Raw genomic sequence first — 13,962 nt, 5'->3', positions numbered from 1 at the left:
GATAGGTACCGGCCGACGGGCGGCCGTCCGGGAGCCGGAAGCCCCGGTGCAGCCACGGGTTCAACGCGCGGCCCGGCCACTAGGCTGCGAGCCTGCCGCGTGGACGACGACGTCCGGTACGGGGGCCGTCGGTCCGCGCGTCGCCGAGCCGCCGTCGACGGAAGCGAGTTGACCGTGAACTTCCTTACCATCGGACATCGCGGAGTCATGGGCGTCGAGCCCGAGAACACCCTCCGTTCCTTCGTCGCCGCGCAGCAGGCCGGCCTGGACCTGATCGCCCTCGATCTGCATCTCAGCAAGGACGGCGCCCTGGTCGTCATGCACGACGCGGAGGTGGACCGGACGACCGACGGCTCGGGACCGGTCGCCGAGAAGACGCTCGCGGAGCTGCGCGCCCTGGACGCGGGCCGCGGGGAGCGGGTGCCGGTGTTCGAGGAGGTCCTGGAGGCGGTCGGCACCCCGTTGCAGGCCGGAATCAAGGACGTGGCCGCGGCGCGGGCGCTGGCCGAGGTGATGCGCGCGCGGGATCTGACCGCGCGGGTCGAGGTGTCGTCGTTCGACGACGAGGCGGTCGCCGAGATCGCGCGACTGGTGCCGGGCGTGCGCACCGCGCTGGTCGCGAGCCGGTACGGCACCGACGTGGTGGACCGCGCCGTGGCCGTGGGCGCCGCCACGGTGTGCCTCGACATCCGCCGGCTCACCCTGGAGATCGTCGAGCACGCGCGCGCGTCCGGGCTGCGGATCATCGGCTGGGTCGTCAACACGCAGGACCAGCTGCGGCTGGTCCGCGCCCTGGAGCTGGACGGGGCGACGACCGACTATCCCGAGATCAAGCGCACAGGCCGGTTCACCGCCTGACCCGGGCGCTCAGGCCCGTGCCCGGACGCCCGCCGTGACCTCACACCAGCGGCTTGACCAGCAGCTCGAACCGCAGGTCCGGGCGGAGCGGGATGCCGAAGCGCTCGTCGCCGTAGGGGAACGGCTGCGTCCGGCCCGTACGGCGGTAACCGCGGCGCTCGTACCAGGCGATCAGGTCCTCCCGCTGGGAGATCACCGTCATCTGCATCTCGGTGACCCCCCAGGTCTGCCTGGCCAGGCGCTCCGCCTCCGCCATGACGACCTTGCCGAGGCCCGCGCCCTGCTGGGTGGGACTGACCGCGAACATGCCGAAGTAGGCGTGGCCGCCCCGGTGTTCGAGCTGGCAGCAGGCGACGAGACGGCCGTCCCGCTCGGCGGTCAGCAGCCGGCTGCCGGGGGCCTTGATCACCTCGAGCACGCCCTGCGGATCGGTCCGCTGGCCCTCCAGCAGGTCCGCCTCGGTGGTCCACCCGGACCGGCTGGCGTCCCCCCGGTACGCCGACTCGATCAGTGCCACGAGTGCGTCGACGTCGGCGTCGGTGGCGTCCCGGAAGGTGAGTCCGGTGGCGGTGGCGTCCATGGTTGCGGTCTCCGATCTCGGGCGTGGCTGAGCCAGGGACGAGGGTAACCCTGCCGCTAGGCTCCCCCCGCATGGTGCATGTACTCAGCAGCCGGATCCTGCTCCGGCCCACCGATCCCGAGCGCTCCCGTGCCTTCTACGGCGAGCGGCTGGGGCTGTCCGTCTACCGCGAGTTCGGTACCGGCCCCGAGCGCGGCACGGTCTACTTCCTCGGCGGCGGTTTCCTGGAGGTGTCCGGCCGGTCCGAGGGCCCGTCCGCGCCCGCGGTGCGGCTGTGGTTGCAGGTCGAGGACGTGCGGGCCGCGGGCGAGGAGCTGCGGGCGCGCGGTGTCGAGATCGTCCGGCCCCCGGTGCGGGAGCCGTGGGGCCTGGTCGAGATGTGGATCGCCGACCCGGACGGCACCCCGATCGTCCTGGTGGAGATCCCGCCGGACCACCCCCTGCGGCACCGGCCGGGAATCTAGCCTCCGGCCGGGCCGGTGCACGTGCCGTGCGGATATGACATATACGGCATGTGCTGGAAAGATGGCGACTGTGGCATCTGAGGTGCTGGTGGGTTCATCGGACTCCCCGGCTGGACGGCTCGGACAGGCGAGAGGAGCGCATCATGATCGCCAGGCTGCTCGGCAAGCTGTCCTTCACCCGCCGCTACGGTGCGTACGGCTCCCACGAGTGGGACGCGTACGCCGGCGACTGAGTCTGAGGGCACTCCCGGCGGGCGCCCCGGGCGCCCGTCGGCTGTGAGGCGTACTGCCGAGGGCATCGGCCTGGACAGGCACGAAGGTCGGGGACGATCTCATGGGCCGGATGATCGAGCCACCGCGGCTGCCCGGAGGCGGCTTCGCCGCCTGGAGCCGCGACCGGCTGGCTGAGGCACGCCGTGGTCTGGACGAGTGCGGGGACGTCTGGCAACTGGAGCCGGGTGTCTACGTGGCCGCCACGGCCGGACCGTGCGAGGCCGTGCTGCGCCGCGCGGAGGACTTCCCCAAGGCGCCCTCGCCGCTCTTCCCGCCGCTGAAGGGGTCGAACGGGGCGCCGACGGCTCAGGAGCGTCTGCACGCCCACGCCGCCCGTATGCGCGGACTGCGCGCGCAGGCGGTCGCGGCCCGGGTCGGCGAGATCGCAGCCGGAGCCGCGCTCTTCGCCGACCGGTGGCCCGCCGGCCAGGACGTGGAGGTCCTGCCCGCGGCCCGGCACGCCCTCGCGGAGATCGGCGTCCGCTACCTCTTCTCCGAGGACGCCCCCGCCCTGCTGCCGTTCGCCGCACGGCTCTTCCTGGCCCGGGAAGTGCTCGTACGCCCCTCCCGCTGGGAGTGGCCGCGGTGGGTCCCCACACCGGCACGGCGGTTCCGCACACGGCAACAGGCCGCCTTCACCGACGCCTTGCGGCTCATCGTCCGCCGGCGCCTCGCGTCGGGCCGGCTCGGCGACGACGTGCTCGGGCAGATGCTCCAGCCCTCCTCGCGCTACGGCCCGCTGCCGGAGGAGGCCGTCCTCGACACCCTCCCCGGAATCACCGTCGCCACCTTCGAGGCGCCCACCCGGGCGGCCGGGTGGATCCTGCTCCACCTGGCCCGGCACCCGCGGGCGGCGGACCGCGTCGCTGCCGAAGCCGCCTCGCTGCCCGCCGAACCCGCCGCGACGACCAGCGCCCACCTGGACGACCTGCGGTACACCCAGGCACTGGTACGCGAGGTGCTCCGGCTCTACCCCCCGAGCTGGCTGCTGACCCGGCGGACCGCACGGCGGACCGAACTCGCCGACTACGCCCTCGACGCCGGGTCCACCGTTCTGGTCTGCCCCTACACCGCGCACCGGGACGCACGGGAACACGCCGAGCCGGACCGGTTCCGGCCCGAGCGCTGGCTCGACGGTTCGGGCGCGCCGGCCGACCCCGGGCCCTTCCTCTCCTTCGGCACCGGGCCGCACGGCTGCGAGGGAGCCGCACTCGCCATGGCGATGCTGACGCTCCTGACCGCGCACACGGCCCGCTGCCACCGCTTGAGCGAGCCGTCCGGACCGGAACCCGGTTTCCGCGTCACCACGTTCGAAGGTCTGGCGACCCCCGGCCTGCGCCTGCGTGCCGCCCCGCGGGACCCGGCGCGGTCCCGCCCCGGGTGACCGGCCCGCTCGTCACGGCCCGCTCGTCGCGTGCCGCCGGCCGAACTCGTCGGCGAGCAGGCCCAGCACGACGAGGTCGTGGTACCGGCCGGCGAAGAAGACGTGGTCCCGCAACCGCCCCTCCTCGGTGAAGCCGAGCCGGCGGGTGAGTGCCAGCGACGCCTCGTTGCGGGCGTGGATCACCGCCATGCACTTGTGATAACGCCGCTCCTCGAACATGAAGCGCAGCAGCAGCGCCAGGGCTTCCGCGGCGTAGCCCCTGCGCCGGTGCTCGGCGCCGATCGCGACATCGAACTCGAACCAGCCCGAGTGACGGCCGGTGCGGTGCGAGGCGACCGTGCCGACCAGCTCCTGCCCCGCCGTCGTCTCGACCGCCAGCCGGAAGCGGTCGCCGTCGCACCCGGCGACGGCCTGCTCCCGCGCCCACGCACGGTAACTCTCGGCGGACCGGGGCAGGTCCGGCCGGCCCACGCGCCACCCGTCGTCGGCGAGGCGCGCGAACGCCGTCCAGTCGCCGGGCTCGATGGCCCGCAGGCGTACCCGTTCACCAGTCCAGGACGATGCCATGCCCGATTGGAACACGCGGCGGTACGCCCGGGGCCGAGAGGCACGCCGGGGCGGGAGCGCGGCGGCCGGCCCGGCTACGCCCGCAGGCCGCTCGCCCGGCCCTCCAGGCGGCTGAGCAACTCAGCGAGCAGGCCCGCGAGTTCACCCTGTCCGGCCGGGTCGAGGACGGACAGGACGGCCGTCTCGTAGGCGAGTTGTTCGGGGAGGATGCCGTCGACCAGGTCACGGCCGGTGCCGGTGAGGCGGACGTGGGCCACGCGGCGGTCGCGGGTGTCGCCGCGCCGTTCGACCAGGCCGCGCTCGGTCAGCTGCTTGATCCGCTTGGTGACGGCGGCTCCGGAGGAGAAGGTCTCCCGGGCCAGCTCGCCCGGGGTCAGCTCGTGTCCGGTGCGGCGGAGCGCGCCGAGCAGGTCGAACTCGGCGCGGCTCAGGCCGGCCCGGCGCAGCGGGGCGTCCTCGGCCTGCTGGAGCAGGGCGGCGCAGCGGTTGATCCGGCCGATGACCTGCATCGGCCCGGTGTCCAGCTCGGGGTGGACGGCCCGCCACTGGCTGACGACGGCGGAGACGGTGTCGCCGCGCGCGGGGTCGGTGCCGGCCCGGGGCCGGGTGCCGGTCGCGTCGCTTCCGGGCGTCGGTCCGCCGTTCGTCGCCGTCATGGCCGTATGTCCTCCGTCGTCCTGCCCGGGTCCTGGACCCGGTCGCGGTCCTGGTCACGGCCCGGGGCCTGGTGGCTGTCCGGGTCCTGCGGCACGAGGCCCTGCCGCCGTACCGTCGCCGCGAGCGTACGGTGTCCGGCCTGCTCGGTGAGCACGAGCCGTTCCTCGGGCAGGGCGCGCTGCCACCACTCGCCGGCCGCGGCGTCGGCCGTGGCGCGCAGATCGACGAGGGCGGCGGCCAGCGTACGGCGGGCGGACTCCAGCGCGCGGGGCCCGGCCTGCGGCTCGGCGAGCAGGCGGGCGGCGTGCTCGCGGGCCCGTTCCGCCGCGGTCAGGGCGTGCTCCAGGCGGTCGCCCGCGCGGCGGTTGGTGACGGCGACGGCGGCGGCGAAGCCGACCAGGGCGCCGACGAGGGTGTCCACGATCCGGTCGGTGATCAGCTCGGTCGCGTCCTGGGTGCGGGCGAACTCCGTGATGAGCAGGGCCATCGGCGTGACGCAGACGGTGCCCAGCCAGTAGTTGCGGCCGATCAGCGCCTCGGCGCCGAAGTTCAGGGCGATGCAGCACAGCACCAGGGCGGCGGGGTGCAGATGGGTGAGCGGGGCGAGCGCGGCGAAGAGCAGGACGCCGAGGAGGTTGCCGACGACCCGCTGGACGCCCCGGCTCCAGGTGAGGGTGACGTTGGCCTGGTAGAGCGAGGCCGCGGTGACCAGCGCCCAGTAGGGGCGGCCGACACCGAGCGCGAGGGCGGCGTATCCGGCGAGGGCGCAGCCGAGCGCGGTGCGCACGGCGAGCGGGGCGAGGGGGGCCAGGAGGTGCCGCGGCGAGCGGGCGGGCAGGGCCTGTTCGGCGGCCAGACCGAGGAGTTCGTCGGCGGACTCGCGCGGCGTCTCGACGCGCGGGACACGGCCGGTGCCGCGCAGGTCGCGGGCCCAGGCGCGCAGCCGGACGGGGTCGGTGTCGGCGGGCGCGGCCAGGGCGACCTCGGCGCGGACGACGAGCTGTTCGAGGGCGCGCCGGGTGCGGTCGGGGCGGGCGCCGGCGGCGAGCAGCGACTGCCAGGCGGCGTGGATCGCGGCGGCGGTCGCGGCGCGGGCCCGGGCGTGGCCGTCGGCGGTGCCGCGCGTCTCGGCGTACGCGGCGGCGGCGTTCAGGGCCTGGGCGGTGGCGCGGCGCTCGGGGCCGTGCGGGCGGAGCAGCCCGGGGGCCATGCCGACCAGCCAGGCCCAGGCGCCGGCGGCCAGCGCGAGGCCGAGGTGGCCGGGGACCTGGCCGGGGGTCTGCGGCGCGAACAGCGAGGCGGAGCTGATGAAGGTGAGGACCACGTTGCCGGGCGGTCCGATCCGGGTGGCGTCGCACACGGTCTTCTGGACCGCCGCGAGGACGGCGCCGACGGTGACGAGGACGACGGCGTTCGTGGTGAGCGCGGCGGCGAGCAGGGAGACGGCGAGACCGCCGACCATGCCGAGCACGACCCAGACGAGCGTGCGGGCCCGGGCGGCGTAGGGCCGGTTGTGGCCGTAGAGCGCGCACAGGGAGCCGGCCATCGTGTACATGGCGAGGTCGAGGCGGCCGAGGGCGAGCAGGGTGAGGTTGGGCGGGGCGACCGCGGCCACCACGCTCAGCGCGGGCTTGAACCAGATGTCGGAGGGGCGCCCGAGGCGGAGGGTCGTGGCGAGGGGGAGACGGTGGGGGGTCGCACTGCTCATACTCATAAATTTAGCATGTGTTTTATCTGTAAAACAGTTGTGGGAGGGCCTGGTCACCGACCGTGCTCCCCCGCATGCTCCCCGTGTACCTCCTTGCGCTCGCGTGCGCTCCGCCGGCGGTGGGCATCGCACCCTCGACCGACCGTCGAGCGTGGAGGTGCGCGTGCACGGACCGGTGTCGATCGCCTGGCTGCTGGTCGCGCTGTGCGCGCTGACCGGGGCTTACTGCCTGCTGCGGATGCGTAGCGGTGTCGAGGAGCAGCGCCGGGCCGCGGGCGGCGAGGCGCTGATGGGCTTCGGCATGGCCGCGATGGCCGTCCCGGCGGCGGTGTTCACGCCGCCGGGATGGGCGTGGCCGGTGTACGCGGCCGTGTTCGGCGCGGCGGCCCTGCGCGCGCTGTGGGCCGCGCGCGGTGCCCCGCACCATCTGCACCACCTGGTGGGCAGCGCCGCGATGGTCTACATGGCGGTGGCGATGGCCGTGTCCCCGCACGCCGCCCACCACGGGCACGGCGGCACCGGCGTGCCGCTGCTCACCGGCGCCCTGCTGCTGTACTTCGCGGGGTACGTGCTGTTCTCCGGCGCCCGACTGGTGCCGGCCCCCGCCCCGGCGGGCGGCACGGGCACCACGGGCGGGGGCGGCCCGGCACACTGGGGCGACCGCCCCGAGCTGGCCCGGGCCTGCCGGCTGTCGATGGGGATCGGCATGGTGGCGATGCTGCTGACGATGTGACGACGGGCTCGGCGAGCCGCACGCCCGCGTCGGCGTCAGGAACGCGCACCCTCGGGAACCCGGACCCCGGCCAGGGACGGCCCCCGCGGCCCTGTGCCCTGTGCCGGTCGACGCCCTGACCGCCGTCGCCGCCGTGCCGCCCGACCGCGGCGGCCTGTGCGGCCCGGGCGCGCCGCCGGGGAGGCCGTACAGGCCGCCGGACCGGACACGGGTGGGCACACCGCTGCCGCCGGGCGGGGAAACGGACGGCGGCCGCCCCGATGTCCGGTGATGGCCCGGCCAGGCGTCCCGGCCGCTCGGCCACGAGAGGACAGGCGAGGGCCCGGCACGACCGGCTGCCGCACGGGACGGTCGCCACCGGACACCGGCTGCCGCACGGGACGGTCGCCACCGGTCGCCGTCGACCGTCCCGGTGCCGCTCCACAGGCCCCGGTTGCCGCCCCGTGTGCGGCGGCTGACGGCCCTGCGCCGACCGGGCTGACTGGGCTACCGGCGGCCCTCGCCGGTGCCCTCGGCCCGTTGCCGAGGGCGTCGATGCACGGGCCACCGGTGCCGGGCCGATGCCGGCCGCCCTGCGGGCCCCACCCGATGGCACCGGGGTCGCCCCCGGCCCGCGGGGGCTTGGCCACGGCGGCTCCGTTGCACAAGGATCACGGTATGCGCCATCGCCCCTCCGCTCCCCCGTCGCCCCCCGTCGCCGAGCCACCGACGACGCTCCGCAGAGCCGCCCGTCTGGCCGCCGCGCTCGGCGCCTGCTTCCTGGTGCTGCTGGTGCTCGTCGCCCTGCGCTGGCATCCCTTGATCACCGTGGACGGCGACATCTCCCGCACCACCCACCGCTGGGCGGTCGGCGACCACGAGGTGACGCGTGTCTTCCGCGTGCTGACGGACTGGGTGTGGGACCCGACCACCATGCGTCTGGTCTGCGCGGCGGCGGCGGTGTGGCTGGTCTGGCGGCGCGCGGCCTGGTGGACCGCGCTGTGGCTGGCGATCACCTGCGCGGTGGCCACGCTCGTGCAGCAGGCCGTGAAGTCCGCCGTCGGCCGACCCCGCCCGGTCTGGCCGAACCCGGTCGACTCCGCGCACTACGCGGCCTTCCCGTCCGGTCACGCGATGACCGCCACCGTCGTCAGCGGCCTGCTGCTGTGGCTGCTGCACCGGCACGGCCCACGCCCCGCCCTGTGGCGCACCGCGGTGACGGCGGCACTCGTCTCGGTGCTGGGCGTGGGTGTCACCCGGGTGTGGCTGGGCGTCCACTGGCCCTCGGACGTGCTGGGCGGATGGCTGGCCGGCGCGGCGCTGGTCGCGGCGGCGGTGACCGTCCACGAGTGGCCGCGCGACGGCCGGGCGTGGCCGTCGCGCGGCCGGCGGAGTCCGGGCGCATGACCGCCGTGCTGTTCGACTTCTCCGGGACCCTGTAGCGCACCGAGTCCGCCGAGTCATGGGCGCGTGCGGTGCTGGACGGGACCGGTCACCCGCTGTCCGAGGCCGGACTGACCCGCACCGCACGGGCCCTTGAGGCGGCCGGCGCACAGCCTGGCGGTGCGGAGCCGGTGGAACCGCCGGCGGACCTCGCGGCGCTCTGGGCGGTGCGGGACGAGAGCGCGGAGCTGCACCGGGCCGCCTGCACGGGCCTGTCCCGCCGGGTGCCGCTGCCGGATCCACGCCTGCACGACGCCCTGTACGAACGGCCCATGTCCCCCGCGCCGCCTGGACCCCCTACCCCGACGCCGAGGAGGTGCTGCGCACCCTGCGCGAGCGCGGGACCGGCGTCGGGGTGGTCAGCGACATCGGCTGGGACCCGCGCCGTGGTCGGCGACAACCGGGTGGCGGACGGCGGCGCCGCCGCGCTCGGCTGCCGGGTGCGCTTCGTGGACGACCTGCCGGCGCCCTGAGCACCGGCAGCGAGCGAGTGCACCGCACCGCCCGTCTGAGACGATCCCCCGCGTCGCCCCAGACGGACGGCTGTTCCGGGCGGGCCCCGGGCATGGGGGCACCCGCTGCGTTGAGTATAGTTGGCTGGCAGCCAGTCAACGCAGGAGTTACAGGATGTCCCCGCGCAGCGCCTCGGTCAATGAAGAATTGCGGCGGCGTTCCCGGGAACGGCTGCTGCAGGCCGCCGTGGAACTGGTCGGCGAGCACGGGTTCGAGGCCACGACGCTGGGCGACATCGCGGACCGGGCTGGTTCGGCGCGCGGTCTGGTGTCGTACTACTTCCCCGGCAAGCGCCAGTTGGTGCAGTCCGCCGTGCACCGGCTGATGCACCGGACGCTGGAGGAGGCGCTGGAGCGGGAGCCGCGCACGCAGGACGGCCGGGAGCGGCTGGCCCGGGCCATCGACGCGATCCTGGGCCTCGCCCGGGACCGGCCCGTGCTGATGCGCCAGCACATGGCGGGCCTGCTCCAGGCCGAGGGCTTCGTACAGTGCCCGGAGCAGCGCCGGCTGGCGGAGCTGCTCAGCGACACCGTCGCCCGGTACGGGGCGCAGAACGTCTCGGCCGACTACCCGATGCTGCGGGCCCTGTTGATGGGCGCGGTGTACGCGGCGCTGGTGCCGGGGGTGCCGATGCCCGTGCCGGCGCTGCGGACGGAGCTGTTCCAGCGGTACGGGCTCGAGTGGGACATGGGTGTGCCCCCGGAGAGCGAGGCGGAGCGCGGGGCGGAGCAGGGGGACGTGTCCCGGTTCTTCGCCACGGGGGAGCGGCCCGGCACTCCCTGACGCGGTCCGGCCGCTCGGTCAGCGCCGGGCGTGGCGGGGTGCGAGGAGGCCCGCGTCCCGTGCCTGGGCGATCAGCCGCAGGGCGCGCCGGCGACCGCGTCCGGTCGCGTTCATCACGGCGAGCACCGGGTCGGCGCCCGCGTCCTGGGCCGCGCGGTACTCCCGCGCGACGAGCCGGCGGCCCTCGGTGCCCCGCGGCCAGGGCGGCCGGGCACGGCCGGCGACGGTTGGGCCGGCGTCGGTTGGGCCAGCGTCGGGCCGGGATCGCCCGGTCGCCGGGGACCCGCCGTTCGGGTCCACCCCGTCACCCGCTCCACCCCCGCCCATGCCCACTCCCGCACCGCGTGCCACGTCGGCTTCCGCGAGCACATCGCAAGCCACATGAGCGCCGGCGTCCACACCGGACGCCAAGCCACCACCGGCGTCCGCGCCGGACGCCGGGTGGTCGTCGGCGTCCGCCTCGCGTGCCACGCCCGCGTCAACGAGCACGCCGAAGGCCACGCGAGTTTCGCGCTCCGCGTCACACGCCCTGCCCGCACCGGTCTCCACGCCGCACGCCGCGAACAGCGGCCCCTCGATCCAGTCGGCGAGCGCCGTCAGGTCGGCGAGGGACAGGGCCGGCTCGGCCTGGACGTCCTCGATGGAGACGCGCCCCCCGCTCACCACGGCAAGGGCGTCGACCCGGGCCCCGTCGGAGAAGGCCAGCCGGACCTGGAACCAGGACGTGACGCCGTCGTGCTCCCGCACCTGCCACGCGGGCCACACGGAGACCGCGCCATCCTCCGCGTGCCGATCAGAAAGATCAAGAAAGGATGCTTCTGGCACCCACGCAACGTAACGTCGTGACCACACCCGTACGCATGGACACGCACCCGGGTCACCCCACCGGCCCCTGCCCCCGGGGCCTGCGCGGTGCCATGCTGGAGCCGTCCGCACATCCTCCTTCGGGCGAGGAGCACCGCTGTGCTGCGTGTCGCCGTCGTCGGTTCCGGGCCGAGTGGGTGTTACACCGCCCAGAGCCTCGTTCAGCGTGATCCGGAGGTCCGGGTGGACGTCCTGGACCGGCTGCCGTGTCCGTACGGCCTGGTCCGCTACGGCGTCGCCCCGGACCACGAGAAGATCAAGTCGCTTCAGGGCAGTCTGCGGACGGTGCTGGAGCACGAGCGGGTGCGGTTCCTCGGCGGGGTCCGGGTGGGCGGCCCCGGCGGACTGCCGGCACGGCGGCTCAGGGAGCTCTACCACGCGGTGGTGTACTGCGTGGGCGCGGCCACCGACCGGCGGCTGGGGATCCCCGGCGAGGACCTGGCGGGCAGCTGGTCGGCGACCGAGTTCGTGTCCTGGTACAGCGCGCACCCGGACGCGGCCGACGCGGGCTTCCTGCGCGGGGTGCGCTCGGCGGTCGTCATCGGGGTGGGCAACGTCGCGGTGGACGTCACCCGGATGCTGGTCCGGGGTGCGGCGGAGCTGCGGCCGACGGACATCCCGCAGGCCGCGCTGGACACGCTGGCGGCGAGCGGGCTCACCGAGGTGCAGATGGTGGGCCGGCGCGGCCCGGCACAGGCCCGTTTCACCACCAAGGAGCTGCGTGAGCTGGGCGGGCTGCCGGACACCGACGTGATCGTGGACAAGGCCGAGCTGGCGCTCGATCCGGCCGATCCCGGCGCGCTGCCGGCGGGGCCGCGCCGCAACGTGGAGGTGCTGCGCGACTGGGCGGCACGACCTCCCGCGGTGGCCGCCGCGCGGCGGATCCGGCTGCGTTTCTTCCTGCGGCCGGTGGAGCTGCTCGCCGACGGCGGCCGGGTGGGTGCCGTGCGCTTCGAGCGGACGGCCCCGGACGGCACCGGCGGCATGACCGGCACGGGCCGGTACGAGGACGTGCCCGCCCAGTTGGTCCTGCGCTCGGTGGGCTACCGCGGAGTGCCGCTGGAGGGCCTGCCGTTCGACCCGGCGAGCGGCACCGTCCCGCACCAGGAGGGCCGGGTGCTGCGCGACGGCGTCCCCTGCCCCGGCGAATACGTCGCCGGCTGGATCAAGCGCGGCCCGACCGGGGTCATCGGCACCAACCGGCCCTGCGCCAAGGAGACGGTGACCTCGCTGCTCGCGGACGCTCCCGCGCTCGGCCGCGCGGACCTGCCGGAGGAGCCGGTCGCGGCCCTGCGGGCGGCGGGCGTCGAGCCCGTGCCCTGGGACGGCTGGCTGGCGATCGAGCGGGCGGAGACCGAGCTCGGGGCGCGGCTGGGGCGGGGCGTGGTCAAGCTCTCCGACTGGGACGCGCTGCTGGGAGCGGCGCGAGTGCCGTCGTAGCGCGGCTGTCCCCGCACTGTTCGAGGCGCCCACGGTCTCGCCGCCCACGGTCCACGGCACGGCGGCCGCCCGCGCACGTCGCGAGCACGTGCCCGCTCTTGGACCACCTCGCGGTGGAGCGCGGTTCAGCCGTCGGCGCGCAGCCGGCCTGACTGACGGTCGGCGGCGGTGAGGAGGCTGTCGAGCAGCCCCGGGAAGAGGCCGTCCAGATCGTCGCGGCGCAGGCCGTTCATCTTGGCCGTACCCCGGTAGACCTGCCGGATGACCCCGCTCTCCCGCAGCACCCGGAAGTGGTGCGTACTGGTGGACTTGGTGACCGGCAGGTCGAAGTGCGAACAGGTCAGCTCCGTTCCGCGCACGGCGAGTTCGCGCACGATCCGGAGCCGCATCGGATCGGAGAGCGCGTGCAGCACGGACTCCAGCCGGATCTGCTCCCGTGCCGGATGCGGCAGCGCGCGGCCGGCGGTGGCGGTGTCGGTCACGGCGACTGCCCCTTCCTCACAAGATGCTCGGCTGCCCGCATTGTACGAGAGCCATCGTAGTTTGACATCCATCGTAGTACGAGGGGTACCGTACGAACCGATCAGCGGTCCGTGACGAATGGAGTCCGTCGTGAGTGCGCTCTTCGAGCCCATCACCCTGCGCGAAGTGACCATCCCGAACCGGGTGTGGATGCCCCCGATGTGCCAGTACTCGGCCGACCCGGAGGGGCCGCTCGCCGGTGCTCCGAACGACTGGCACTTCGCGCACTACGCGGCGCGGGCCGCCGGCGGCACCGGCCTGATCGTGGTGGAGGCCACCGCGGTCTCGCCCGAGGGCCGGATCTCCCCGTACGACCTCGGGCTGTGGAACGACACCCAGGTGGAGGCCTTCCGCCGGATCACCCGCTTCCTCACCGCACAGGGCACCGTGCCGGCGGTCCAGATCGGCCACAGCGGCCGCAAGGCGTCCACCGACCGGCCGTGGAAGGGCGGTGCGCCCGTCGGGCCCGAGGCGCACGGCTGGCAGCCGCTCGCCCCGAGCCCGCTGCCGTTCGACGCACGCCACCCGGTGCCGACCGAGTTGACGGCGGACCAGATCGCCGAGATCACCGGGCAGTTCGCCGCCGCCGCGCGCCGCGCGCTCGCCGCGGGGTTCCAGGCCGTCGAGATCCACGGTGCCCACGGCTATCTCGTCAACGAGTTCCTCTCCCCGCACTCCAACCACCGCACCGACGCCTACGGCGGCTCGTACGAGAACCGGACCCGGTTCGCCCTCGAGGTCGTGGACGCCGTACGGGAGGTGTGGCCCGCGGACAAGCCGGTCTTCTTCCGCGTCTCGGCCACCGACTGGCTCCAGGACGGCGGCTGGACCCCCGAGGACACGGTCCGCCTCGCCCGCGACCTGCACGCCCACGGCGTCGACCTGCTCGACGTCTCCACCGGCGGGAACGCCGCCGGCGTCAGCATCCCGACCGGGCCCGGCTACCAGGTCCCGTTCGCCGCCCGGGTGAAGGCCGAGACGCCGATGCAGGTCGCCGCGGTGGGCCTGATCACCGAGCCCGGCCAGGCCGAGAAGATCGTGGCGAACGGCGAGGCGGACGCGGTCCTGCTCGGCCGGGAACTCCTGCGCAACCCCTCCTGGGCCCGTCACGCGGCACGTGAGCTGGAGGCTCAGGTCCGGGTCCCGGACCAGTACCACCGCTCGGTCTGAGCCGGTACCGCCGGGCCGGTCCCC

14 protein-coding genes and 1 pseudogene are annotated in these 13,962 nt (G+C 75.0%); 9 read left to right on the top strand and 6 right to left on the bottom strand.

Annotated elements, in window-relative coordinates:
* Positions 1 to 174 precede the first annotated feature (174 nt).
* Positions 175 to 858 (top strand): glycerophosphodiester phosphodiesterase, encoded by a 684-nt coding sequence (locus tag ACZ5DC_RS35275; protein ID WP_468659688.1) that lies wholly within the window; start codon positions 175 to 177, stop codon positions 856 to 858.
* A 40-nt stretch (positions 859 to 898) separates the two neighbouring features.
* Here the strand turns inward: ACZ5DC_RS35275 and ACZ5DC_RS35270 are convergent, their stop codons facing one another.
* Positions 899 to 1,438 carry a GNAT family N-acetyltransferase gene (locus ACZ5DC_RS35270; RefSeq protein WP_468659686.1) on the bottom strand — a complete coding sequence of 180 codons (540 nt, stop codon included), beginning with the start codon at positions 1,436 to 1,438 and terminating at the stop codon, positions 899 to 901.
* 71 nt (positions 1,439 to 1,509) lie between these two features.
* Between ACZ5DC_RS35270 and ACZ5DC_RS35265 the strand changes: the two genes are divergently transcribed.
* A complete protein-coding gene (locus tag ACZ5DC_RS35265) occupies positions 1,510 to 1,902 on the top strand; it encodes a VOC family protein (protein ID WP_468659684.1) in 393 nt (130 codons plus the stop codon).
* A 343-nt stretch (positions 1,903 to 2,245) separates the two neighbouring features.
* Positions 2,246 to 3,559 carry a cytochrome P450 gene (locus ACZ5DC_RS35260; protein ID WP_468659682.1) on the top strand — a complete coding sequence of 438 codons (1,314 nt, stop codon included), beginning with the start codon at positions 2,246 to 2,248 and terminating at the stop codon, positions 3,557 to 3,559.
* A gap of 12 nt (positions 3,560 to 3,571) precedes the next feature.
* Here ACZ5DC_RS35260 and ACZ5DC_RS35255 read toward each other — a convergent pair whose 3' ends face one another.
* From ACZ5DC_RS35255 to ACZ5DC_RS35245, 3 genes are all read right to left on the bottom strand, one after another.
* A complete protein-coding gene (locus tag ACZ5DC_RS35255) occupies positions 3,572 to 4,126 on the bottom strand; it encodes a GNAT family N-acetyltransferase (RefSeq protein WP_468659680.1) in 555 nt (184 codons plus the stop codon).
* A gap of 74 nt (positions 4,127 to 4,200) precedes the next feature.
* Positions 4,201 to 4,782 (bottom strand): MarR family winged helix-turn-helix transcriptional regulator, encoded by a 582-nt coding sequence (locus tag ACZ5DC_RS35250; protein WP_468659678.1) that lies wholly within the window; start codon positions 4,780 to 4,782, stop codon positions 4,201 to 4,203.
* Entirely contained in the window at positions 4,779 to 6,491 is a 1,713-nt protein-coding gene (locus tag ACZ5DC_RS35245) for an FUSC family protein (RefSeq protein WP_468659676.1), read from the bottom strand. The genes ACZ5DC_RS35250 and ACZ5DC_RS35245 overlap by 4 nt, the downstream gene beginning before the upstream one ends.
* Positions 6,492 to 6,654: 163 nt before the next feature.
* Here ACZ5DC_RS35245 and ACZ5DC_RS35240 point away from each other — a divergent pair, with 163 nt between their 5' ends.
* The 4 genes and pseudogenes from ACZ5DC_RS35240 to ACZ5DC_RS35225 all read left to right on the top strand — a co-directional run bounded on the left by ACZ5DC_RS35240 (position 6,655) and on the right by ACZ5DC_RS35225 (position 9,942).
* Positions 6,655 to 7,224 (top strand): DUF5134 domain-containing protein, encoded by a 570-nt coding sequence (locus ACZ5DC_RS35240; RefSeq protein WP_468659674.1) that lies wholly within the window; start codon positions 6,655 to 6,657, stop codon positions 7,222 to 7,224.
* A gap of 657 nt (positions 7,225 to 7,881) precedes the next feature.
* A complete protein-coding gene (locus ACZ5DC_RS35235; RefSeq protein WP_468659672.1) occupies positions 7,882 to 8,610 on the top strand; it encodes a phosphatase PAP2 family protein in 729 nt (242 codons plus the stop codon).
* Positions 8,607 to 9,119, top strand: a pseudogene (locus ACZ5DC_RS35230) (HAD family hydrolase). Before ACZ5DC_RS35235 ends, ACZ5DC_RS35230 begins: the two are co-directional and overlap by 4 nt.
* A gap of 154 nt (positions 9,120 to 9,273) precedes the next feature.
* A complete protein-coding gene (locus ACZ5DC_RS35225; RefSeq protein ID WP_468659670.1) occupies positions 9,274 to 9,942 on the top strand; it encodes a TetR/AcrR family transcriptional regulator in 669 nt (222 codons plus the stop codon).
* 18 nt (positions 9,943 to 9,960) lie between these two features.
* On the opposite strand, the gene ACZ5DC_RS35220 is transcribed toward ACZ5DC_RS35225, so the two are convergent.
* Entirely contained in the window at positions 9,961 to 10,707 is a 747-nt protein-coding gene (locus tag ACZ5DC_RS35220; protein ID WP_468659814.1) for a DUF6214 family protein, read from the bottom strand.
* A 198-nt stretch (positions 10,708 to 10,905) separates the two neighbouring features.
* On the opposite strand from ACZ5DC_RS35220, the gene ACZ5DC_RS35215 reads away from it, so the two are divergent.
* Positions 10,906 to 12,246: an FAD-dependent oxidoreductase gene (locus tag ACZ5DC_RS35215; RefSeq protein ID WP_468659668.1), complete on the top strand. Its 1,341-nt coding sequence runs from the start codon at positions 10,906 to 10,908 to the stop codon at positions 12,244 to 12,246.
* A gap of 125 nt (positions 12,247 to 12,371) precedes the next feature.
* Here ACZ5DC_RS35215 and ACZ5DC_RS35210 read toward each other — a convergent pair whose 3' ends face one another.
* Entirely contained in the window at positions 12,372 to 12,728 is a 357-nt protein-coding gene (locus tag ACZ5DC_RS35210; RefSeq protein ID WP_468659666.1) for an ArsR/SmtB family transcription factor, read from the bottom strand.
* A 130-nt stretch (positions 12,729 to 12,858) separates the two neighbouring features.
* On the opposite strand from ACZ5DC_RS35210, the gene ACZ5DC_RS35205 reads away from it, so the two are divergent.
* Positions 12,859 to 13,938 carry an NADH:flavin oxidoreductase/NADH oxidase gene (locus ACZ5DC_RS35205; protein WP_468659664.1) on the top strand — a complete coding sequence of 360 codons (1,080 nt, stop codon included), beginning with the start codon at positions 12,859 to 12,861 and terminating at the stop codon, positions 13,936 to 13,938.
* Positions 13,939 to 13,962 lie beyond the last annotated feature (24 nt).

This window comes from Streptomyces sp. NPDC031445, from assembly GCF_055581365.1.
Note: the sequence above shows the minus strand (reverse complement) of the source record. Positions and strands in the feature narration are given on the sequence as shown.